This window comes from Paraburkholderia polaris (assembly GCF_012927345.1).
Taxonomy (GTDB): domain Bacteria; phylum Pseudomonadota; class Gammaproteobacteria; order Burkholderiales; family Burkholderiaceae; genus Paraburkholderia; species Paraburkholderia polaris.
Genome location: NZ_JABBGJ010000014.1, coordinates 1 through 21766, shown reverse-complemented (window position 1 = coordinate 21766; position 21766 = coordinate 1). Strand labels below are relative to the sequence as shown.

Annotated in this window: 17 protein-coding genes; 9 read left to right on the top strand and 8 right to left on the bottom strand. The window is 60.3% G+C overall.

All coding sequences use genetic code 11. The features are described from left to right. The first annotated feature begins 59 nt into the window (after nt 1-59). A complete protein-coding gene (locus HHL24_RS14505; RefSeq protein ID WP_169486273.1) occupies nt 60-686 on the top strand; it encodes an LbetaH domain-containing protein in 627 nt (208 codons plus the stop codon). A 228-nt stretch (nt 687-914) separates the two neighbouring features. Next, nucleotides 915-2657 (top strand): FAD-dependent oxidoreductase, encoded by a 1743-nt coding sequence (locus HHL24_RS14500; RefSeq protein ID WP_169486149.1) that lies wholly within the window; start codon nt 915-917, stop codon nt 2655-2657. A gap of 41 nt (nt 2658-2698) precedes the next feature. Here the strand turns inward: HHL24_RS14500 and HHL24_RS14495 are convergent, their stop codons facing one another. Further along, complete coding sequence (locus HHL24_RS14495; RefSeq protein ID WP_169486148.1) at nt 2699-3937, bottom strand: glycosyltransferase; 1239 nt, start codon at nt 3935-3937, stop codon at nt 2699-2701. Continuing rightward, nucleotides 3934-5427 carry an O-antigen ligase family protein gene (locus tag HHL24_RS14490; RefSeq protein ID WP_169486147.1) on the bottom strand — a complete coding sequence of 498 codons (1494 nt, stop codon included), beginning with the start codon at nt 5425-5427 and terminating at the stop codon, nt 3934-3936. The genes HHL24_RS14495 and HHL24_RS14490 overlap by 4 nt, the downstream gene beginning before the upstream one ends. A gap of 282 nt (nt 5428-5709) precedes the next feature. Here HHL24_RS14490 and HHL24_RS14485 point away from each other — a divergent pair, with 282 nt between their 5' ends. Then, nucleotides 5710-6858, top strand: a complete 1149-nt coding sequence (locus tag HHL24_RS14485; RefSeq protein WP_169486146.1) for an acyltransferase family protein — start codon at nt 5710-5712, stop codon at nt 6856-6858. 18 nt (nt 6859-6876) lie between these two features. On the opposite strand, the gene HHL24_RS14480 is transcribed toward HHL24_RS14485, so the two are convergent. After that, nucleotides 6877-8067: a glycosyltransferase gene (locus HHL24_RS14480; RefSeq protein WP_169486145.1), complete on the bottom strand. Its 1191-nt coding sequence runs from the start codon at nt 8065-8067 to the stop codon at nt 6877-6879. A 349-nt stretch (nt 8068-8416) separates the two neighbouring features. On the opposite strand from HHL24_RS14480, the gene HHL24_RS14475 reads away from it, so the two are divergent. Together HHL24_RS14475 and HHL24_RS14470 are read left to right on the top strand one after the other, a co-directional pair. Then, nucleotides 8417-9670: an oligosaccharide flippase family protein gene (locus tag HHL24_RS14475; RefSeq protein WP_169486144.1), complete on the top strand. Its 1254-nt coding sequence runs from the start codon at nt 8417-8419 to the stop codon at nt 9668-9670. Next, nucleotides 9670-10749 (top strand): glycosyltransferase, encoded by a 1080-nt coding sequence (locus tag HHL24_RS14470; RefSeq protein WP_169486272.1) that lies wholly within the window; start codon nt 9670-9672, stop codon nt 10747-10749. The genes HHL24_RS14475 and HHL24_RS14470 overlap by 1 nt, the downstream gene beginning before the upstream one ends. A gap of 40 nt (nt 10750-10789) precedes the next feature. Here HHL24_RS14470 and HHL24_RS14465 read toward each other — a convergent pair whose 3' ends face one another. The 3 genes from HHL24_RS14465 to HHL24_RS14455 all read right to left on the bottom strand — a co-directional run bounded on the left by HHL24_RS14465 (nt 10790) and on the right by HHL24_RS14455 (nt 14266). Next, on the bottom strand, nt 10790-11623 hold the full coding sequence (locus HHL24_RS14465) for a hypothetical protein (RefSeq protein ID WP_230417470.1): 834 nt from the start codon (nt 11621-11623) through the stop codon (nt 10790-10792). Nucleotides 11624-11879: 256 nt separating this feature from the next. Further along, entirely contained in the window at nt 11880-12467 is a 588-nt protein-coding gene (locus HHL24_RS44000; protein WP_230417469.1) for a hypothetical protein, read from the bottom strand. A 593-nt stretch (nt 12468-13060) separates the two neighbouring features. Then, on the bottom strand, nt 13061-14266 hold the full coding sequence (locus HHL24_RS14455) for a glycosyltransferase family 4 protein (protein WP_169486271.1): 1206 nt from the start codon (nt 14264-14266) through the stop codon (nt 13061-13063). 497 nt (nt 14267-14763) lie between these two features. On the opposite strand from HHL24_RS14455, the gene HHL24_RS14450 reads away from it, so the two are divergent. Next, a complete protein-coding gene (locus tag HHL24_RS14450) occupies nt 14764-16125 on the top strand; it encodes a tyrosinase family protein (RefSeq protein ID WP_169486141.1) in 1362 nt (453 codons plus the stop codon). Between the two features lie 159 nt (nt 16126-16284). Here the strand turns inward: HHL24_RS14450 and HHL24_RS14445 are convergent, their stop codons facing one another. Continuing rightward, nucleotides 16285-17187, bottom strand: coding sequence for a LysR family transcriptional regulator (locus HHL24_RS14445; RefSeq protein WP_169486140.1), 903 nt, complete (start codon nt 17185-17187; stop codon nt 16285-16287). Nucleotides 17188-17442: 255 nt separating this feature from the next. Between HHL24_RS14445 and HHL24_RS14440 the strand changes: the two genes are divergently transcribed. The 3 genes from HHL24_RS14440 to HHL24_RS14430 all read left to right on the top strand — a co-directional run bounded on the left by HHL24_RS14440 (nt 17443) and on the right by HHL24_RS14430 (nt 21461). Beyond that, nucleotides 17443-19212 (top strand): adenine deaminase C-terminal domain-containing protein, encoded by a 1770-nt coding sequence (locus HHL24_RS14440; protein ID WP_169486139.1) that lies wholly within the window; start codon nt 17443-17445, stop codon nt 19210-19212. 66 nt (nt 19213-19278) lie between these two features. Then, entirely contained in the window at nt 19279-20103 is an 825-nt protein-coding gene (locus tag HHL24_RS14435; RefSeq protein ID WP_230417468.1) for a YczE/YyaS/YitT family protein, read from the top strand. 281 nt (nt 20104-20384) lie between these two features. Next, a complete protein-coding gene (locus HHL24_RS14430) occupies nt 20385-21461 on the top strand; it encodes a porin (protein ID WP_169486138.1) in 1077 nt (358 codons plus the stop codon). A gap of 82 nt (nt 21462-21543) precedes the next feature. Here HHL24_RS14430 and HHL24_RS14425 read toward each other — a convergent pair. Then, nucleotides 21544-21766, bottom strand: a 223-nt coding sequence (locus HHL24_RS14425; RefSeq protein ID WP_169486137.1) for an ATP-binding protein, incomplete at its 5' end; no start/stop codon positions are given.

Genomic DNA, 21766 nt, shown 5'->3' with positions numbered 1-21766 from the left:
CATAATGTAAGAACGATGTGTGGGTATGTTGATTCCCGTTTGTGGTCCGGAGAAAAATGATGGGTCACGTTGCCGACGATCCGCAAATCGGGCGTATGCCGGAAGCCGAAGCCGAAGGCGTTCGCGCGAACGGCCGCGTCATCGATCTGAGTCAGGCTGGAAAGGGAAACTATCGCGCAAAGCGCGGTGTCCTGATCGAGTTCATCTGGTTTGTCGTTGAAGCCTGTGTGATCAACAACAAGCTGCTGCCTCTCTCGTCGGTCCGGGTAGCGCTACTACGTCTGTTCGGCGCGAAGGTCGGCACGGGTTGCCGTTTCGTGCATCCATTGCGTGTGAAGTCGCCGTGGAATCTGGAAGTGGGCAATAACTGCTGGTTCGGCGTCGACGTCTGGATTTACAACCAGGCGTTGATCCGCATCGGGTCGAATGTCTGCATTTCTCAGGGTACGTTCCTGAGCGCAGGCTCTCACGACATGAGCACTACGATGGATCTGCGCGTGGCGCCGATCGTTATCGAGGACGGCGTCTGGATCACGTCGAAATGTGTTGTGCAGATGGGGGTGACGATCGGCCGGTCGGCGGTGGTGACGCCGTTGTCAGTCGTGCATCGTTCGCTCGATCCAGAGGGCGTGTATGGCGGCAATCCATGCCGTTTTATCCGGAACCGTTTCGATTCCGTGACCTGAAGCACAGATAGAAAACCGCAGCGTTTATAAGCTGAGGAGGCCAGGTCGTTGACAAGCCGGAATGTCGGCGGCCGCAATGGGATTGTCGATCGATGCCTTTGATCGACACCCGCGGCGACGCCGATGATGTGTTTGGCAACGACGTGTGCGTGGTTTGCTTGCCAGCCCCGGTTGGATGAGTAGCCGGATTGACGCACTCAGAAATGCATGAAGAAGATGGGAGTAGGGATGTTTATCGATACTCGCACTGTTCAACACAACGCGGTCATTGAAACGACGGTTTGCATCATCGGCGGAGGTGTCGCCGGCATTACGCTTGCGCTGGAGATGTCGAGGGCCGGGGTCGACACCTGCATGCTCGAGAGCGGGGGCTTTGGGCCTGATGACGAAACCCGTGACCTCTATCGCGGCGAGAACGTTGGGCTTCCCTATTCTTTCGCGGACGGCTCGCGTAGCCGCTACTTCGGCGGCAGCAGCAACTGCTGGGGCGGCTGGTGCCGTCCGCTCGATCCGTGGGACTTCGAGAAGCGCGACTGGATCCCGCATAGCGGCTGGCCGTTCGGTCTCGAAGAACTGGCGCCGTACTACGCGCGTACCCACGAACTGCTGAAGCTCGGCCCGCTGAATTTCGACCCTGCCTACTGGGAGCGCGAGATCGGACGCCATGACGTGCGCCGCATACCGCTCGCGACCGGCGATATGCGCGATACCGTCGCGCAGTTCAGCCCCCCTGTGCGTTTCGGCAAGGCTTATCGCGACGAGCTGTCGCGTTCGACGCGGGTGCGCGTGTTCCTGCATGCGAATGTGCAGAATATCGACGCTGATGCCCAGGGCACGTCCATTTCGCGGCTCCAGGTGGCGACCATCAGTGGACGCAAGATGACGGTGACCGCCAGGATTTTCGTGCTGGCCACGGGCGGCATCGAGAACGCGCGTCTCCTGCTTGCCTCGAACAACGTGCAGGCGGCGGGCCTCGGCAATGCCAATGATCTGGTGGGGCGCTATTTCATGGATCATCCGCGGATGATGTGCGGAAAGGTGCGCTTTCGTCCGGGCAATGCTCGCAACAAACTGTATGACATCAAGTATCACTATCAGAATGCCGCAGTGTCTGCGCACGGCACGAAGATATCCTCACAGTTCGCACCGAAACAGGAGCTGATGGAGCGCGAGAAGCTGCTGAATTCGCGCGTGTGGCTCTATTCGCGCTGGTACGGTGAAGGCACCGCAGGGTCCGAGGCGCTGATCCACTGCAAGGAAGCGTTGCTGCAGAAGGACCAGCCGGGCCGCAGCCTGAAAACCGATATCGCGACGATGATCGCGCACCCGTTGCACACCGTGGGCTACGGGTTGACGCGGCTCCTGCAATGGCCCGCGCTGATCACCGACGTGACGTTGCAGGCAATCGTCGAAGCCGTGCCCGATCCCGATAGCCGGGTCACGTTGTCGGCCGATAAGCGGGACCGGTTCGGCATGCCGCGCGTCAAGGTGGAGTGGCGGCTGGGCGAGCAGGTGCAGCGCACCTTCGACACAACGTTTGCGTTGCTTGCGCAGGAGTTGCAGATGGCCGGTATCGCGGACGTCGAACTCGACACGCCGCTCGAAGGCCGGCCCTGGCCGGCGAAGCTGGAGGGCACGTGGCACCACATGGGCACCACGCGCATGCACGATTCGCCACGTGAAGGCGTGGTCGATCGCGATTGCAAGGTGCATGGGATGAGCAATCTCTATGTGGCGGGCAGCTCGGTGTTTCCGACTGTCGGCGCCAACTTTCCGACCATCACGATCGCCGCGCTTTCGCTACGTCTCGCGGGGCACCTGGTGCGGCAACTCGATGTGCCGGATATCGTCGGCGATACGCGGGGCGACGCCGCCAACAGTTCCATGATGTCGATGCCGACGCAGCAGCCTCAAGTCGAAACCCTGCCGATCGCAGCCTCGACCTTGACACCGTTGATGAAGGAGCAGTGAAGAAGAACGACGGATGACGGTGCGCGCGTGGCGGCGGGCTGTCACCGGCTCGGTTGAGTGCTCGGTTGCGTGCCTGGTTGCGTGACCTCACGCAGCGTGGTGAGCGTGTTTTCACGCGTTTCGACGGTACCACCCTTCGTTTCCAGCAGAGCAGTCAACGCGCTGACCATGGTTTCGATCCGGAAGCGGGCTTCGAACGTGCGGGCCGCCCGGGCGCGCATGTCGGCGCGAGCGGTGTCGTCGAGTTCGAGCCAGCGCACAAGATTTTTTTCCGTACCGTCGACCGTGTCGGCGGCGACCATCCCCGCGCCGTCCGCTTCGATCTCGCGCCACACGTTGACCTTGTCGGAGATTAGCACCGGCAGTCCGCAGCCGAGCGCCTCAGCAACCGCCACGCCGAAGTTCTCCTGATGCGAGGGCAGAACGAACACGTCGCTTCCATGAAACGCGCCCCACTTGAGATCGCCCTGCAGCATGCCCGGCAGACTGATGCGGTGTGCGATGCCGGCCGCCTGAGCCTGGGCGCGCAGATCGGCCACCCAGCCGCTCTCGTCGGGACCCGCGATCATGAGATGCAACGACTGATCGCGGCTGGCGACGCGCGCGAACGCGTCGATCAGCAGATCGCAGCCTTTCTTTGCGTGCACGCGGCCGAGAAACAGCACGATGCGTTTGCCACGCAGGCCGGGCACGGCTTGCAGGAACGCTTCGCGCAAGGGTGCGGCTTCAAGCGGTGGCACGGTCGTGCCGTACGGCACGATCCGCTCATGTGCCCGGTATAGCCAGAACGATTGACGCGCGCGTGTGCGCTCTTCTTCGGTCGTAAAGATGACGGCGCGTGCGTCGCGCAGTACCCGGTATTCGGCCCACGGCCAGTACAGCCACTTCTTCAGATGCTTGAGCGGGTACGCCTGCTTGAACCACGGGTCGAGCATGCCGTGCACGTACACGTAGTAGGGCACGTTGCTTCGGCGCAGCGCTTTCCATGCCGCAAAGCCGTGGTACTGCCACAAGCCATGCACGATGACCGCGTCGAACCGGTTCGCGTTGGCGGCAAGCCACGGCGCGAGCTGCGCGCTATAGCTGTAGCGGCTGTTGACAGGGCCGAACGCATGGACCGGAAACGGAAAGGCCGCGAGATAGGCGTCGCCGGGGGCATCGCAGGTGGCCACTTCGATCTCGTGACCCGCGTCCTGCATCGCCACGCCGCTGCGGCGAACACCTTCAACCGGGCCGCCGGCGCGCGGATCGATGCTGGCAAGCAGATGGAGGATTTTCATCGGACGTTATTCGGTCGGTTGGCGCTTCGCGTCGACGTGGTGCGCGGTACGAGGGCGCCGAACTGGCTGGAGCCGGGGGCGGCGGTTGCCGAGCGCGACATGCCTAGGGTCGTCGCGAGATCGGCGCGGCCCATGCCGGGCTGGATTCTGCCCGGCAATTCAGGCATCGCGGCCGGACGCACATGCGGTGAAGTCGGCGCGCGCTTCACCCGCGCCGGCAGCGCGCGCTGCAATCGTGCGTGCGTGGCGATCATCAGGCCGAGGGCGACGCCGAATACCAGTCCTGAGAAACGTGGCCCGAGTGGATTGCCGCCGATCGATGTGGCCGGCAGCGCGGCAAACAGCATAATGGCGCGTCCCAGCACCGGAAGCATGGGCGCGTCGGGAACCACCGAGCGCCAGTGGCGGTAGGAGAAGAAGCAGATCGCGAGGGCGGCCAGGGTCGCCAAAGGCATGGCGATGCCGAACAGCAGTCCGCCCGCGAAGAATTGATAGACCCAGAAGTTGTGACCCGCGGCCCATTCGTTGATCGCGTAGAAGTCTTTCTCGCTGATCTGGCCGGCGAGGTCCGGCAGGTAGGCGGGGGAATAGCGATAGTAGTGGCCGTAGCCTGCGCCGAACAGCAGCGTTTCCGGCGACGCCGTCACCTGGTCGTACTGATCGCGCATCTCGGCGAGGCGGGTGATGGTAGTCGGGTCCTTGCCAGTGACGGTTTCCTCCGACGCGAAAATGCGCTGCGTCCAGTGCTCGGCGACCGTCGGCATGCTCAGCGCCGCGATGCCGGCCACGCCGGCCAGCACAGCGCCGACAATCAAAGTACGGGCGGCCACGCGCCAGACCTGGCGGATCGACGGCGCGGACAGCGCCATGGCGACCAGAAACAGCAATACGGTGCCGACCAGCAAACTGCGCGTGACGCTCAGCAACTCGACGATCACACTGCCGGCGAACACAGCGATGGTGAAAAAGGAAAAGCGCTTGGCGACGATGAATTCGTGCAGGAGCACGCCTTGCAATCCGAGCAGCGTCACGGAGATGATGCGGAAGCGGACGTCGTCGAGATCGCCGCCCGTCGCCATGCCATAGACGAAGGTAAACACGAGACAGATCACGTTGGCGAAGAACAGCGCTTTCTCGAACTGCGAGATTCTGTATTCGCTCCACGGGCGGCAGGCCACGAGGTAGCCCAGCGCAAATAGCGTGAACGGTAGTAGAACGCGCAGATAATTGCCGGTGTCGTTATCCTGGACGAACTGGGCGACGATGCTGCCGAGCACGCTCAGCAACACGCTGAAAGTGACGATCGAGCGCAACCGCGAGCGGTCGTGAAAGCGTGGCGCAATCAGCACGAGGGCGAGTCCCGCGGCGACTACCGGGATCACCAATCCGGACTGCGCGAAGTGGACTACGTTGGCGTCGGTCGCTTTATAGTCGAGTGCAAGCGGTAACAGAAAAAACCATATCCAGAGCGTCGCATACTGGTGGCGCATTGCTGATTCCTCCCCGTGCCGTCGATCCGCCGTCAGTCTTTAGCGGACGGTCTCGCATCGGGTCATTGTGCGGGAATATCGCCGCGTGCAAATTCCGCGCACCCGCTTTCGTCGCCCATTGCCTGGGTTCTGGCGACCGTGGCAAGGGCGGTCCCTGCAAGACTCGCGCACACTTGCTCAGGTTGTCGGGCAATGCCTTGAAGTTGGCGCACACGCACGCTTGCCGCCACCGAAGATGCAAAAAGGGCCATGCGCCCACGAATGGTGACAGGGGAGAACAACATGAAATTATTCGGCGGGGCGAGATCCGTAACAGCCGGACGGGCCATCGAACTGGATTTCGTGCGCGGCATCGCCATTATCATGGTGATGGGATTTCACTTTCATGCCGTTCATACCGACAACTTCCTGATCCAGATCATCGAGTACCCCCTGAAGAGTTTCGGGCGCGAAGGCGTCAATCTGTTCTTTACGCTGAGCGGCTTTCTGGTCGGCGGCCTGCTGCTTCGACAGTACGCCGAAACAGGCAACGTCGACGCAAAGCGCTTTATCGTCCGGCGGATTTTCCGTATCTGGCCTGCGTATTACGTGCTGATCGCATTTCATGTGCTGGCCGGGCGCCATCCGTGGAATACGTTTCTGATTCAGAACCTGACCCACCTGCAGAACTATCTGGGCACCTCGATTACCCAGACCTGGAGTCTCGCGGTCGAAGAACACTTTTATCTCGTCCTGCCGGCACTGCTGTTGCTGTTCGCGCGCTGGCGCCTCGGTGCATGGACGATTGTCGGTGTGCTGACCGGAATCTGCGCGGTGGTGCTCACCGCGCGTTGCTTCGAGGTGGCGGGCGGCAACCTGGAAGGGGCTTTCGCGTACACGCAATATCGCATCGACAGTTTGCTGGTCGGTGTGATTCTGTCCGCGATCTACTGGATGAAACCGGGCGTCTATCATCAGATCGCAAAGCGCAAGTGGCTGCTGATCGCCTGCATCGTGGTGCTGTGCGCGTGGCTCGCTCTTGCGACGAAACACATCGCGCTCGACGAAAGCATTGGTTATACGATTCAGGCGCTCGGCTTCGCCGCGCTGATTGTGTTCGTGTTGGAGTATTCCGGATCGCTGCGTTCGTCGTGGGTGTATCGCGGGGTTGCTTGGATCGGTCTCTATTCGTACGGCATTTACCTGTGGCATTCGCTTGCGCTTGCCCCAGGCGACATGCTGATTCGCAAAGCGACCGCCATGGGTCTTGCACCGAGCGTGATCTGGATTGTGGCGCTCGTGGCGCAGTTCGCCTTCGCGATTGCGATCGGCTATGTGACGACGCGCGCGATCGAGTATCCGTTCCTGCTGATGCGCAACGCGCTGTTTCCGGCCAAGCGCAACAGTTCGGTGCGCGAGGAAGTGCCTGTCGCGGGCGGCCAGTTGTCCTGACCTTCTACCATCACCGGATCAGGCCATCTGCTGAAGCAAGGTCTGTTTGAATTGTCCGAGCGTGTGCCGCGACAGCAGATCTTCGCCTGCCGCCGGCACGGCTTGCGGCGCGTGCGGCCAGGAGGTCATCGTTTCGGTGATCGCACGGCCGATCGAGGCGGAACTCAGGTCGCTCAGAATCGGCCCCAGTTCGCAGCGCCGGCTGAACCAGCCGATCAAACCGTCTTCCGTTGCGATTACGGGCTTGCCGAAGCGGTACGCCTGCACCAGCACGCCGCTCATTCCGTAGTGTCCCTTGTAGCCTAGCCAGACTGCGTCACAGGCGGAGAACAGATCGCGCTCGACGTCGTTCGCAATGAACGAGTCGAGTACCAGCGGCGCGGGCGTGAGGCTGCGCACATGATTGCGCATGAAATGGCGTGTGCCCGCGTCCTGCTCACCCGCGACGATCAGCGTGGGCGCATGTTCCAGACGGGTCAACGCGTGGACGAGTTCGTAGATCCCTTTGCGTTCGGTGATCGCGCCGTACACCAGCAGATAACGCTGCGTGGGGTCCAGTCCGAGCCGCTCGCGAGCCAGCACAGGGTCTTCCGCATGCTCGTCGGGAAACGGGTCCGCTACGTAGGCGATAGCCGCACTGCGCTTCGAGGCGCTGCGCGCCGCCCACTCCGGCAGAGTCGGGTCGATCGTCAGCAGCGTGCGCAAGCCGGGGGTCTGGATCGCGCGCTTGAAAAGGAGTGCCTTGATCGCATTCACGATCGGTCGATCAGGCGACTTGATGCCGACCTTGTGATGATGGAAAGTCGAACGCATCGTGATGCCGATCCACGGTGTCTTGCGAAAAGGCGAACCGAGAAACGGCAATCCATAGAGGAAGTAATCGACATAGGGCACGACCACCAGCCTGATCGGCTGCGCGTGGCTGACGACTCGATGCACACGCTTGAAATAGCGGTGAAAGCTCGAGTATTGGTTCGACTGGCGCAGCAGCCCGCGTGGCCGTTCCTCGGGGTCGACGAATGCGATCTGTAGATCCGCACGGTTTGCGGCGACGATTTGTCTGGCGAGCCGATGGTCTTCGTTGGCGGATTCCGTCGCGAGGATGCACGGATAGCCGGCTTCCGTGCAGGCCTGCATGGTCCACTCGACATAGCGCCAGCGATGGCCTGTGAGGTTGGGTTCCACGATCAGGACGTAATCTTGTTCCATCGATTCAGTGGGCCTCAGTGGTCGAACGCGTTGTGGAAAAACATCGTCGCGCGGCTATCCGGTGGCGCTAATTGATCAACGTTAGCATCGGCAGCGTGAGTGGACCCGTCTATTTGACCCGTTCTGTGGGTCAACGTACCAGCACGCAATGGGTTCGGCTGAACGGGCCTAGCTGATGGCGGTTGTTGCCGATTCTCTCGCGGTAAGGTCGTATATAGCGTTCGATGAAAAAGCTCGCCAGCTTGCTGGTGCGACCTAACTATTTATGCGCCGGCGGCGTTTCGCAGCGATGCATTGAATCGCTGTGGGTGGCCGATTCAACGGCGTTCCGATTCGACGGAGATACAGCTTGCGGGCGATCAGGCTTCCGGCGGTCTCGATAGCGGCCAGCTTCGGCGCGAGTGCGGCGACGTGGGTGCTGTTGCAGCAGTTCGCTGTGCGTGGACTTGTAGCAATCAAGTTTCTGGCGATTGGCCGGATGCTCGGGCCGGCTGCGATCGGCAGCGTGAGCGTGGCCTTGCTCGCGGTCGCGATCGCCGAGGCGTTGTCGGACACGGGTCTCGCGCAAGCGGTCATTCAAGGCGAACATTCGCCGACGCGTTCGCAACTCGGCGCGGTGTGGACGACGCTGACGGCGCGCGGTGTGCTTATCTCGCTGCTGCTGGTCGCGCTCGCACCATTGCTGAGCAGCCAGTTTCATCTGAACGGCTCACTGGTGCTGATTCAGCTTGCCGCGCTGCTGCCGCTATTGCGCGGTCTGGCATCGCCCACGTACTACCTCGTGCAGCGCGAACGGCGCTTCCAGCATATTGCCGGCGTTGAGATTGCGGCGGCATGTGTCGATTGTTCAGTCGGGCTAGGTCTCGCGTATTTCGGCGCCGGTGCGGCCTCGGTGCTGATTGGCCTCGTGGCCGGCGAAAGCCTGAAAAGCATCCTGACCTGGTCGACGATGAAACCGCGTCCGCCGATCCGCGCCGTCTGGTCGGGCATCGGTCATTACGTGGGCTTCAGCCGCTGGATCTGGGCGAGCAGTGTGGTCAATCTGCTGCTCAACCAGTTCGACAAGGTTGTGGTCGGCAAACTGCTCGGCCCGGCGCAACTCGGCGGCTATCAGATGTCGTCGCGGCTCGCGCAGATGCTGCTTGCCGATGCCGCGATCGCCATGTCGCAATACCTGTTCCCCACCTTTGCAGCGCGTCATCGCCGGAGTCCGCAGTCGGCATCGCGGCTCATCAAGATCTATCTCCTCGTGATCGCGATCGGGCTGGCGGTCTTCGTCGAGGTGTTGAGGCTGATCGCCGAGCCGCTCTTCTCGCTGATTCTCGGCGCGGCCTGGTTGCCTGCGGTGCCGCTATTCAGAATTCTGGTGATCAATATGGCGATCGGCGCGTTGATCGCCGTGCTAGTTGCTTATCTGCGCGCGGTGGGTGACGCGAAGGCGACCGTGCACGCGTCGCTGATTCAGGTCGTTGTGCTGCTGGTCAGCGTGCCTCCGGCGGTTCATTGGTGGGGTGTGACGGGCATTGCCTGGTCCATGACCCTTGGACTTGGCTGTGCTGCGGCGTGGATGCTGTTCAGGACGCTGACTGCAAGGACGCCATGATGCGCGTTTTACATCTGGTCCTGGCGCCGCGGTTGTCGGGCGCCGAAGTCCTCGCGAAGGATCTCGCTATCGATCAGAGCGCTGAAGGCATGGCAGTCTGCGTGGCCTCGTTGTTACCCGTGCATGCCGAATTCTTGCCCTTACAGGACGAGCTGCAGAAGCAAGGAGTGCAGTGCTGGTTTCCGCCGCGGCGCCACCGCTTCGCCGGCAAACTGTGGAATCTGTTCTTCGCGGTGCGGCGATTTCGCCCGGACGTGATTTTCGCGCACGCCACGATTCCTTCGTTTTATGCGCGCGCTTTGCCGCTGCGCGTGCCGGTCGTCTACGTCATGCATTCGGCGACCAACGACTTCGAGAGACCGCTGTTCCGGCGCGTCGAGCACATCCTGTCGAGACGTGCCCGCGTGGTAATCGGCGTATCCCAGCAAGGCGTGACCGACTACGTGCAAGCCATCGGGCCGCATCCTTCGATGACCGTGGTGCCTAACGGTGTCGACCTCGGGCGCTTCGCGTTCACCGACGGTGCCGGGCATAGCGACCGGGCGCCTCAGGTCGTGCAGATCGGTCGGTATGCATCGGTGAAAAATCAGCTTCTGACGGTGCGCGCCTTCGGCCAGGTGCTCGAGCAGGTGACAGACGCGCGCCTCGTGCTGCACGGTGTGGTCGAAGATCCGGATTACCAGCGCACCGTTATCCGCCTCGTGCGAGAGTTGGGGCTCGCGGACCATGTGGTGGTGGCCGGGCCACGCACTGACGTGGCGAGCGTGCTGTCGGAGTCGAACGTGTTCGTCATGCCCTCGCGTTCCGAGGGGCATAGCGTCGCGTTTCTCGAAGCGCTGGCCTCCGGTATCCCGATTGTGGCGAGCAAGATTCCAGCGTTTGCGTTTGCGAGCGGATTTGCCGGCGTGCAGTTGGTCGATACGGACAATGTGCCGTGCTATGCGGATGCCATTGTCGCGGCGCTAGGACACGCGCGGGCGCAACGCTCGCTAGCCGGTCTGACGCTCAGGGATACGGCGGCTCGCTATCGGGCGATCGCGCAACAGGTCAGCAGTCATCTGGCCGCGTCGGCGCGTTAGTTCACTCTGGCCGTGCAGGCTGCACCGTGGCACGTCACGTTCAATGATGGCTGATGGTGGGGCTGCGTTCGTCGGGCGTCGTCTCGGGCGCGGGTGCCGTTGGCCACGCGCTCGCGAGTTCGGACTCGCGCATTGCAAGTGAGACGAGGTTCTGTGCTTCCTTGCTGCTCGAATCGACCTGCAGCGCGTTGGCGGCGTTGTGCCAGGTGCATCCCCATCGCGCGATATAGCCGCAGCCTCGGGCCAGGCTCAGCAGCGCGTCGCGCTGCTGCTCGCGCTCGGCGAGCGTCGTGCGCATGTTCAGCGCGTCGCGGTTATCCGGCTGTGCGGCGATGGCCGCCGCGAGGCGTGCCTTTGTGGCCGACAAATTGTTCTGCTGCAGATTGGCTCGGGCGGCTCTGAGCTGTTTCGAAATATCCACGCGAGGTTTGTCCGGCGGGGTGCCGGGGTTGCGTTTCGAGCCGGACGATGCGAGCGCCACACGACGCGAAGCCGGTGGCGCCTCAGCCGGTGGCGGGATAGGTGGGGAGCGCACGGGCGCAGTGCGTGGAGCGACTGCCACAGGCGCAGGCCGCTGTGCGGCGTAAACAGGCGCGGACCGCTGAGCGAGGACAACGGGCGGCTTGACGTTCTGGGTCGTCACTTTGCCGGATACCGCGATAGGGGGACCGATTTCCCCGTCGTTAGAATGGATGAAGCCCAGGTACACAGCAGATGTGACCACGACCAATGACATGCCCATCACGAGCGGACGGCGCAGTTTCTGGGTGACCGGCACGGCGAGTTGCGGCTCATCGGCGACATAGTACGGATCGATGAGGGCTCGCGAGGTTGGCCTCCAGATCTTGCGCACCGGCAGCTGCGGCTCAAACATCGACTGGCTGTCAGCCAGCGGGACCTTCAGGGGCGGCGGAGGTGCGGCGCGCGCGCCCAGTGAACCGGGCGGGCGCGCATTGCATGAAGGACAGGGCGTAAAGCGACCGGCTAGCGGCGCACCGCAGTGCCCGCATTGGGGGGAATCGTGCTCATCGGTTGTAATGTCGCTAAGCATTGCCATGTCGAAAACGGGCGTCAAAAGGCGGCGCCAAAATCAAAAAATGCACGGCACGGCGACGGGCCTGCAATCGGGGTTACTGCATGACGACGTAACCCCGCGCTTGCATGCACGCGCCATACGAGGCCCAATACCGGGTCATTGGTGGCTCAGGCGCAGGCAGTGGCGGCAGCTTCACGTTGGACGCTGCTGTCGTCTGCGCTGCGCCGCTTGCCGCTGTTTCCGAAGCGCCGTTATCCGCGATGGGCGCCGAACCCGCTGATGCCGATGCGGCTGCCGCCGTTGCCGCGGGTGCGCTTGCTGCCTTCGTCGCTGCCGCGTTGGTTGCCGTGTTCACAGCGGGCCCGCTTGCAGCAGGCGCAGTGGCGGCAGCAGGCATGCTCGCGCCAGGCGGGCTTGCCGAAAAGCTGCTGGGAGGCAGGGGTGGCCGCGACGAAACGCCGGTGGCCGAGGTTTTGGTTGCCTTAGGTTGGCGCGGCGGAAGCTGCGATTCGTGCGCCATGTTGACCTTGGTCTCTCGGTTCGCCGTGGCATAGCACATCGCTCTGTCGATGCTCTGCTGATAACCACTTTGACTTCGGACTGGATAGGTGACCGGCTGCCATGCGAAGGCAGCACTGCTAAACACCCATGCCGTCAATGCTATATATGTTTTGAGTCCCATCGCAGTCGCTCCCGCAGCGATGTTTCGCCGTTCGCCGGCAATGGCGCTTCGCGGTATGTTCTCGTGGCTGTTAATTTTGCCGCTGAACGGCGGCTCAATGCCGCGAAGGCTCCTTTTTTCAGCGTAACACTGTGCATTGTCTTCGAAATGCACTGCATAGCGCGAGAAAACGCCATCCTGCAGTCGAATCACGACACCTCAGCGTGAAAAGGCGGAAAACGGCGCGAAAGCGTAGGGAATTCCCTGGCCGCTACGCGCCGGGCGTCGCGGCCGACAAGTCCGCGTTTTCAATGAGGTTCAATTGCCTGCAGCGTTCTGACGAGGGGCTTTTTCATGCGGCCGGGCAGCAAAAACCGGAGTCGCAGTGGGCTAAAAACAGAAAGTTGGACCGATCTTCCGAGCTTCCTGAGTGGCCACATCGGTAGCGTCGACCTGTAGTTCGTCGATTGTCAGCAGCGTGCGCCACGTCGACAATCGCGCGCCATCGTGACATGTTCCTGACGTGCCGGACGCTTTCGCGCGAATGCGTTGGGTCATGTGCGTTGCCTGCGCAAGCGTGCGGCGCAATCGATGCGCGGGCGCGACGTGCTGTGCTATTCGTGTGACGCGCTCGCCGCGTTTGGCCACTCTTGAGCGATTTGAGGCTCGTCGACTCGCAATGATTGTTCGGACTCGCGCAATTCCAGGCGAAAGCAGGCAAGTCGCATCTCGACATATGCTCGAAACGACTTCTTGAAGTGCTCGGTCGAGAACTGCTCAGCCTTTTTTCGACAGTGGTAAGGCTCAAAAAGCCCTGCGTTGTTTTCGAAGCAATCGACTGCTTCCAAAAGGGAGGCCGTGGTCTGCTCACGGAAGAAGACACCGGTTGGATGCTCTTTCGGGAAACCCACGACCGACTCGAGGGCGCCGCCCTTTCCGAACGCAATGACTGGTGTTCCGCACGCCTGCGCCTCGACTACGGAGATGCCGAAGTCCTCTTCAGCCGCAAAGACGAAGGCCTTTGCTCTTTGCAGGTGATCGCGCAACACTTCGAATGACTGATAGCCGAGGATCTGCACGTTGGGCCCGCAGGCCGCCTTGACTTTCTTCATATCCGGGCCGTCGCCGATCACGATCAACCGTCGCTGCGGTGTTTGCGAAAACGCCTTGACGATGAGATCGATCCGCTTGTACGGCACCATCCGTGAAGCCGTCAGATAGAAGTCGCTCTTCTCGGAATGCAGCGGCAGTCCGCTCACATCGACGGGCGGATAGATGACCGTGGCATCGCGTCCATAGATTTTCTTGATCCTGCGCGCGATAAAGCGGGAGTTGGAGATCAAGTGGTCGACGCTGTTCGCCGAATGAACGTCCCAGCCGCGAATGTAGTGCAACAGCACGCGCGCCAACGCCGACTTGAAGCCTGAGGTCAGCCCGGCTTCCCTGAGGTACTGATGCTGAAGATCCCACGCATATCGGATCGGGGAATGCACATAACTGATGTGCAACTGGTCCGGTCCGCTGAGCACGCCTTTCGCCACCGCATGGGAGCTCGAAATGATCAGATCGTAAGCCGACAGGTCGAACTGCTCAATGGCAAGCGGCATCAGCGGCAGATACGTGCGGTAATGCTTGCGTGCAAACGGCAGGTTCTGGATGAACGACGTTTTGACCTGCTTGCCCTTTAGCCACGAGCGATCGTCGAGATAATCAATCAGCGTAAAGATGTCTGCCTGCGGGAAGCACTCCATGATCTGTTGAAGGACCTTTTCCGAGCCACCTAGCGTGACGAGCCACTCATGGACAATCGCAACTTTCATCTGCTTCCCCCTTCTTGACAGCGGACCTAGGGCCAACATGAACGCGCGACAGGGCGTCCGGTGGTTAATATTGCGCGATGCGGCAAAATACACCGTGCGCACGGACACATACGTAAGGATTCGTTTGGAGGGCCGGAGTCTTGAGACCGTGAACGTATGTGCCATGTAGGTCTATCGTGTGACGAAGGCCGCGCTTACATCACTATGGCTCATAGGGCGTGTGCGCTAGCGCACACAAGATGCCGGAGGCCTTAAAAGTCAGGTTGAAACTTTTGGGAAGTAGTCCATACTTCCAAACACCCTTCAGGCAGCCAGTCCGTCGTTCGAAGTAACGATAATGCGGCGGACCCGAAACAGCCTGCCCTCTTTTTTCTCCCACCGCCAGGGGAGTCGCCATGATTTCCGGTCCATTCACGCGGCGCGCGTTCGTTAAAGGAACCGCGTCGGCAATCGCACTTGCGTCACTCCCCAGGCTAGGCGTCGGAGCGACGCCCACCGTGATCAGGCTAGAGTGGCAAACGTTCAAGACGACGCCGCACTATGCATCGTATCTGAACGCGGTTCAAACGATGAAGGCCAATACCAATTCCGCCAAGCCAGCGTCCTGGCAGTACTGGGTCAACGTTCACCTCAATTATTGCCCTCACGATCTGCCCTATTTTCTGGCGTGGCATCGCGGTTATATCTATTATTTCGAGCAGCAGTTGCGAACCGTATCCGGCGATAGCGCGCTGATTCTTCCCTACTGGGATTACTACACGTATCCCGTCATGCCGTCGGAATTCACGGATACTGCCAGTGGCAATCCACTCTACGTTTCGCGAGTGAACACGAACGTCTATCAGGCGCTCTCTCTGAGTCCGTTCGCAACCAGCGTGACAAACTTTCAGCGTGGCCTGAGCAATGCATTCGAAACCTCCCTGGAAAACGTGCCGCATGATGCGGTGCACGACACCATCGGCGGTGATATGGGCGACATTACGACGGCCCCGATAGATCCGATTTTCTACTTGCATCATTGCAACCTCGACCGCTTGTGGAACGCGTGGTCGCTGCGCTCGACGAGCAAGGTACCCGCGGCGAACAATAGTTACTGGAACGGTAGCTTTACATACGCAAGCGGTCTGACAATGACGAAGTCCCGTACGCGCACGACGACGGGGCTGGGCTACGACTATGCCAACGACAAGATGCCCACCGTATTGCCGCCACAGACGCGTGAGGGGAGGATTATTCGTGTGCAAGGACAGACCATGCCGAATCAGACGCGCCCGGCAGTAGCCGCATTGACGACGACCCCGCCGCGCACCGTGTCCTCCACGCGCGAGTCGTTGGGGGGCGTGACGAGCGTGTCGCTTGGCAACAACTCCTTGAGCGCCGCCATTCCGCTTCAGGCAACCAGCACGAACACGCTGCAGAGTGTGCTCACGACTTCGCCTGCAGTGGGTCTGGGCAATTCGTCAGCGGCAACAACTGCGAGCCCACTGGCCGCGACCCCGGCGGCCACGAAGTTCCCGTACGTGAAGCTCGTTCTCGATGGCTTGGCCCTTGCGCAGGCGGCCAAAGCCGGGGGGTTCTTCTACAACGTGTATATCAATTTGCCCGCTACCGGAGACGTGAATGCCGCAGAGGCGCCGCACTTCGTCGGCACGCTCGGCTCTTTCGAAATTTCGACCGCGGCACATCACGGCATGAACATGATGGACTACGACGTGACCGATCTGCTGGCGCAGCAAGGCGTGACCAAACTGTCCCAGATCGTCGTTTCGTTCGTGCGTGTCAATTCTGCCGGCTCGCCGAGCGGCAACGCGATCGCTATTCAGGAGATACGAATCGAGCTAGGCACGGATGCGCCATAGTGGATCGAGCCGCGCGTCTTCGATCCAGTAGTTCGATTGCGATTCCCCGGGCGCTTGCGAGCGCGGTTACTTCGGTAGCGCCCGGATGGTATCTGGACGTTGTGACGAATACACCTCGGTGTAGTGTCGAGCGTACTGCCTCGTTGTGCCGGCTGTGCATCAGCCACTCATCGCGCCTAATACACCCATGATTTCCTCAGCGAGCAGCAAGCTCGCAAGGCCGTGTCCGTGCTTTTCGCGGCGCACGAGAGAGAGAACATTCTTGCTGAACGCACGGTCACGAATCTGCCGGTAAGTCAGCACCTCATGGCGGTACTCCTCCGCGATATCGAACTTGCTGAGAAACGCAATGCTTTCGCTCGCGGCCGCCAGGCGTTTCATCGCCTCGATCGAATTCGTTTGAAACGCAGGCTCGACGCTGAGGCCCGCTTCCTCGAAAGTATCCGCAACGATGCCATGAATAAGCATGGATCGGTCGGCGAAGATCAGCGGATAAGAAGCGCAATACGCAAGCGGTATGGACTCCATACGCGCCAACGCGTGCGTCGGCGACATCACGGCGCCAAGGCTCGTGTCCATTTCCCAGAGGCATTCGAGTTGCGGCGACGGCGGCAGGTTGAAGCTCAGGCCTAGATCGGCATCACCGTTGACCAACGCATCGAGGATCTCGCGCACGGACATGACGCGGATCGAAATCTTTATGTGAGGATGCTGCGCGGCGAAACTCGCCGCCGCGGTGGACACTATTCCGCTAGCCAGGCCGGTTGCCGTGGCAATGATGACCTCGCCTTTCTGCAGCGTCTTGAGGTCGCGTATTTCGGCTTCGACCTGCCGGTATTCCTGCATGGTCCTGCGCACATGCGCGAGCAGGATTTCTCCCGCCGGTGTAGGCCGCAGCCCGCGCGGCAGGCGATCGAATAGCGGCTCGCCAATCTCCTCTTCGAGGAGCAGCAGGTGCTTATTGATCGCAGACGGTGCGATATGCAGCTTTTCACCCGCAGCACGGATGGAACCGGATCGCGCCACCTCGTCGATGTAGCGCAGTAAGCGTGAATGGAGCATGTGGTCTGCCTTTCTGGTCGCGATAGCGTACTCGAAAAGTGCACGCTCCGTGCAAAAAACGCTTCTTTTTAGAAACGCTCATTTCGGTCTTAATTGCACCAGTCGCAGCCGCCGGCGAGCGGATCTCAAAGGGTCGATCGGCACGCTCCTGACCGGCTTTTCCGCAAACATTGTCTCGGGACTTACGCCGACGAATGGGTTCGCTGCGGCGCGGCAAAAAGCAGGCTCAATCTAAATGATGAAAGCGAGACAACCATGTATCAAGAAGTCAGCGAGAGAAACGTCCCAGCATCTGTACAACGTGGCCAGGTTGCTGCCCACTACGACCAGGTGAAGGCCATTTTCGACGTCCTGAACGGGAAAAAAGAGGCCGACCTTCTTCTAAAGAATGTGAATATCCTCGACGTGCACAGCGAAAGCGTCTATCAAGGGTCCATTCTTGTTTACGACAAGCGCATCGTCGCGTTGAATCCTGACGAATCCGCGATCAGCGTACGTGAGATTTTCGATGGTGAAGGCCTCTACGCCATTCCCGGGTTGATCGACGCTCACGTTCACTTCGACGCGCAATTGGCCCATCCGGCCGCGTTTGCCGAGGCCATCGTCCCCTGCGGCACGACCACCATTTTTTCCGAGTGCCTTGACTTTGTAAGCGCGGCGGGTCCGGAAGCGATACCCGCCACCGAGCAACTGTTCAAGAATCACGAACGTCTGCCGTACCGCGTCTATGCATTCGCACCCGGAAAGAAAACTTCCGTGGAAGTCACCGATGCGCTGCTGAAGATGGACCCCGTGATCGGTCTGGGCGAACTCGCGCACCTGACCTACAGCGTGGGCAATGACGACGATTTCCGCAAATCAGCGCTGGGCCGTGCCAAGGGCGGCTTCATGAATACGCACTGGGGCGTGACCACGCTGACGGACATGATGTTGAACTACATGCCCGCGATCGGCGCCTTCGCCAACCACGACGTCTGGAAAGAAGACGACATCGAGAAAAGCGTCCGCTACGGCCTTCAGACGCAAATTAAATTCGGCGTGGGCAGCCCCGAAGTGATCAAGATCATGCTGCGCGCAATCGTCAAGCGTCGCTGGCCGGCGGAGAACTTCCAGCTGTGCGCCGACAATATCTCGGTCGATCGCCTGCTGACCAAGGGCCACATGGACTGGATCGTGTCGCTATGCGCCGAAATGGGCATCGATCCGATCAAGGCGATCAAGATGGCGACGCTGTACACGGCGCGCGCTTTCCGGATGGACAACAAGTTCGGTTCGCTGACCCCGGGCCGCTTTGCCGATATCGTGCTGACCGACAGCCTGTCGAAGATCAACCCGCGCTTCGTTTTCAAGGATGGCGAACTGGTCGCCAAAGATCGCAAACTGCTGAAGCAGGCCGATATCGACTACTCCGGCATGGCGAAAAAGCCGGTTCCAGGCCTCGCCGATCTGACGCCGGCGCAACTGGACCTGGTCCCGCTGGAGGTCTCGGAGGACGGCACGCAGGCGAAGGTCTACCTGTTCGACGTCTATGGCCGCGGCCACGAAAAGTTCTACCAGGAAGTGTGGGTGCCGTTCCAGGACGGAAAAGTCGTCGCCGAGCTCGGTGGGGTCAAACTCAACCGTATTTCGGTCGTGCAGCGCTATGCCAACGGCAAGCGGCACGTGGTCAACGGTCTGTTCAAAGGCGTCTACATCGATCGCGGCGCCGTGGCGACGTTCTGGCCTGCGCCTAAGGCCTACTTCGTCGCGGTCGGCCAGGACAGCGCGGAAATGTGCCACAGCCTCAAGCAGGTCGACGCGTATGCGGGCGGTTGCGTCGTCACTGATAACAAGGAGATCAAGGCGGTGCTGCCGCTCGACATCTACGGCGTAATGGCCAATATGGAACTGTCCGAGCTGATTGCGAAGACACGCGCTATCGACGCGGCGCTGGAAGAGATGGGCAACCGCAATGAGGGTGAACCCGTGGTCAACAAGCTGTTGACTTTGTTCATCTCGCTCGACCGTTTTGGCTTCATGGCTTGATGCCGGGTCGATAGGAGGAGACTGCCGGCGGGTATGCTGAATATCCGCCGGCCATGGAGACAAAGGATGGAAACGGCGCACTCACTCCGGCATGCCGCTACGCCTCGCAATAGCGCGATGCCCGATCATCGAGAACGCGAACCGCACCGAAAGATTGCAGGAAGACAACCAAGGAAAGTCATGGCGCACCATGCAAGGGAAGCTGAAGTTATCGATACCGGTAGCCTGAAACGGCGCTGGATCACCTACGTCGTTGGCATTTACGTACTCACCCTGGGTCTCAGTCTGGCGATCAGGGCCGGCATAGGCATTTCGCCGCAAAGCAGCCTGACCCGGACGATGACTCTCGTGTACAAGCCACTGAGCCAGGGCACTTACAACTTTATGCTCGAGTTGGTCATGTTGTTCCTGACGTATCTGGTCGCACGCAAAGACTTCAAGCTGAAGAACTTCGCCTCATTGATTCCGGCGTTCGTGCTCGCCTCGTGTCTGGACCTGAATTTGATGTTGACGAGGTCGATCGCGCTTCAGGACTATTTTCCGAAACTTTCGTTGTTGATTTTCGCCGATGCGTTGCTCGCCTTCGGCCTCTTCCTGATGATCCGTGCGAATCTCGTGCTGATGCCAATCGACATGTTCGTCAACACGCTATTCAAGCGTACGGGATTGAAATGGGGGGACATCAAGACGACCTTTGACTGCACGCTTCTGGTGATCAGCGCGGTAATCGGCTTCACGCTCCTTGGTGGACCCAAGTTCATCCGCGAAGGTACGTTTATGAATGCCATTCTGGTTGGACAGTACATCAAGCTCTATTTCTTTCTGTTCCAGAAAATCAAAACTGCCGTTGCTTCCTATCACCGAAGATCGTTGGAACATCGACCTTATTAACGTCGGTGCTTCTGAAGCAAGGCGCCTGCCAAATAGCTGAGTACATGGCAATCGAATTGCTTTCCTGCGTCGCGCCAAATAGCGACGCCACGCACTAATCGCGTGATCGACTGCAGGTCGCCTACGGCGCGCTCCCGCGTTGAATCGACGACCGGATTACGAGGCCCCAATCACGCCTCAAATCTTTGCTGTGCCCACCTTTAACCCCTCGGTTCCGAGACGTCGATCACGACGTCGGCATCCACTCGTCCTTCGAAAGAGAAAGAGACAACATTATGCTTATGGAAAGTACTTGCGTTGCCACGCTAAAAAAAATCTGCCGCGTCGCCGCGACCGTTGCCCCCGTATTGATCAGCGCTCACGCGCACGCACAATCGAGCGTGCAGTTGTACGGTATCGTCGACACCTGGGTCGGCGTTCAAAAATACCCAGGCAAAGCGGCTAGCTGGCAGGAAGGCGGCGGTGGGCTGTCTACTTCATTCTGGGGTTTCGGCGGTCAGGAGGATTTGGGTGGCGGCTATAAAGCGATCTTTGCTATAGAAGGTTTTTTCCGTCCGCAGAATGGCGCGTACGGTTCTTTCAACGGCGATCCGTTCTTCTCACGCAACGCGTACGTGGGCCTCACTACCCCGGCGGGCACGTTCACACTCGGTCGCCAGAGCAGCCTCCTGTATTTGCAGGCATGCCAGTTCAATCCGTTCTACGCATCATTCACGTTCTCGCCGACCATCCTGCAAATCTACGCCGGCCTGGGTACTTATCCGGCGTACAAGACCGATCAAGGGGTTGTCGGCGGCACGGCGTGGAGCAATGCTGTCCAGTACGCCACGCCCGATCTGCACGGATTCAGCGGCCATGCCATGTACGCCTTCGGCGACAGCGCCTCGGGGAACGGCAGCAAGCAATATTCCGTGCAGGCGTCTTATCGGAACGGCCCTTTTGCCGCCGGCGCCGTCTATCAGTACGCGAACTTTAACTCTACCGCGGGTGACCTGAACTCCCTGATCGCCGGCTTCCACAGTCAGAGCGCGACCCAACTTGCCGTCGCGTATGAATTTTCTTTTGCGAAGTTCTACGGCGAATATACCTATACGAACGACAACGTGATCAACAAGGACTTCCACGTCAACATGTTCGAGGGCGGCGTCGCTATTCCTATCGGCACAAGCAGGATTCTCGCGTCGTACGCGTATTCGCGCGATTCCGGCGGGCTCGATCAGACCCGTCAGACAGCAACGCTGGGATACGACTATCCGCTCTCCAAACGCACTGACCTCTATGCCGTGTATATGTACGACCATTTTGCGCATGTGGCGTCCGGTGAGACTACAGGGGTTGGGATTCGCACACGGTTCTAAGCATAGCGATGTTGATTTGCACGGAATCCTGACCCGGGATTTGCATTGAATTCTGACCCACCCGTTGGACCAGCTTTGCGGGTTATTCGGTGGGTGTCTGGGTCTTCTTTCTCTCCTTCTTTGGCTGTGTCGTGCTGTTTCTGAAACGATAGCTATCGTTGCCTGTTTCTACAATGTGGCAGTGGTGCGTGAGCCGGTCGAGCAGCGCCGTCGTCATCTTTGCATCGCCGAACACACTGGCCCACTCAGCGAAGCTCAGGTTGGTGGTGATGATGATGCTGGTTCGTTCGTAGAGCTTGCTGAGC

Excerpts from the sequence above, each read along its gene's own strand:
- HHL24_RS14505 (WP_169486273.1), top strand. The coding sequence starts at position 60 with ATGGGTCACGTTGCCGACGATCCGCAAATCGGGCGTATGCCGGAAGCC.
- HHL24_RS14500 (WP_169486149.1), top strand. The coding sequence starts at position 915 with ATGTTTATCGATACTCGCACTGTTCAACACAACGCGGTCATTGAAACG.
- HHL24_RS14495 (WP_169486148.1), bottom strand. The coding sequence starts at position 3,937 with ATGAAAATCCTCCATCTGCTTGCCAGCATCGATCCGCGCGCCGGCGGC.
- HHL24_RS14490 (WP_169486147.1), bottom strand. The coding sequence starts at position 5,427 with ATGCGCCACCAGTATGCGACGCTCTGGATATGGTTTTTTCTGTTACCG.
- HHL24_RS14485 (WP_169486146.1), top strand. The coding sequence starts at position 5,710 with ATGAAATTATTCGGCGGGGCGAGATCCGTAACAGCCGGACGGGCCATC.
- HHL24_RS14480 (WP_169486145.1), bottom strand. The coding sequence starts at position 8,067 with ATGGAACAAGATTACGTCCTGATCGTGGAACCCAACCTCACAGGCCAT.
- HHL24_RS14470 (WP_169486272.1), top strand. The coding sequence starts at position 9,670 with ATGCGCGTTTTACATCTGGTCCTGGCGCCGCGGTTGTCGGGCGCCGAA.
- HHL24_RS14465 (WP_230417470.1), bottom strand. The coding sequence starts at position 11,623 with ATGTTTGAGCCGCAGCTGCCGGTGCGCAAGATCTGGAGGCCAACCTCG.
- HHL24_RS44000 (WP_230417469.1), bottom strand. The coding sequence starts at position 12,467 with ATGGGACTCAAAACATATATAGCATTGACGGCATGGGTGTTTAGCAGT.
- HHL24_RS14455 (WP_169486271.1), bottom strand. The coding sequence starts at position 14,266 with ATGAAAGTTGCGATTGTCCATGAGTGGCTCGTCACGCTAGGTGGCTCG.
- HHL24_RS14445 (WP_169486140.1), bottom strand. The coding sequence starts at position 17,187 with ATGCTCCATTCACGCTTACTGCGCTACATCGACGAGGTGGCGCGATCC.
- HHL24_RS14440 (WP_169486139.1), top strand. The coding sequence starts at position 17,443 with ATGTATCAAGAAGTCAGCGAGAGAAACGTCCCAGCATCTGTACAACGT.
- HHL24_RS14435 (WP_230417468.1), top strand. The coding sequence starts at position 19,279 with ATGGAAACGGCGCACTCACTCCGGCATGCCGCTACGCCTCGCAATAGC.
- HHL24_RS14430 (WP_169486138.1), top strand. The coding sequence starts at position 20,385 with ATGGAAAGTACTTGCGTTGCCACGCTAAAAAAAATCTGCCGCGTCGCC.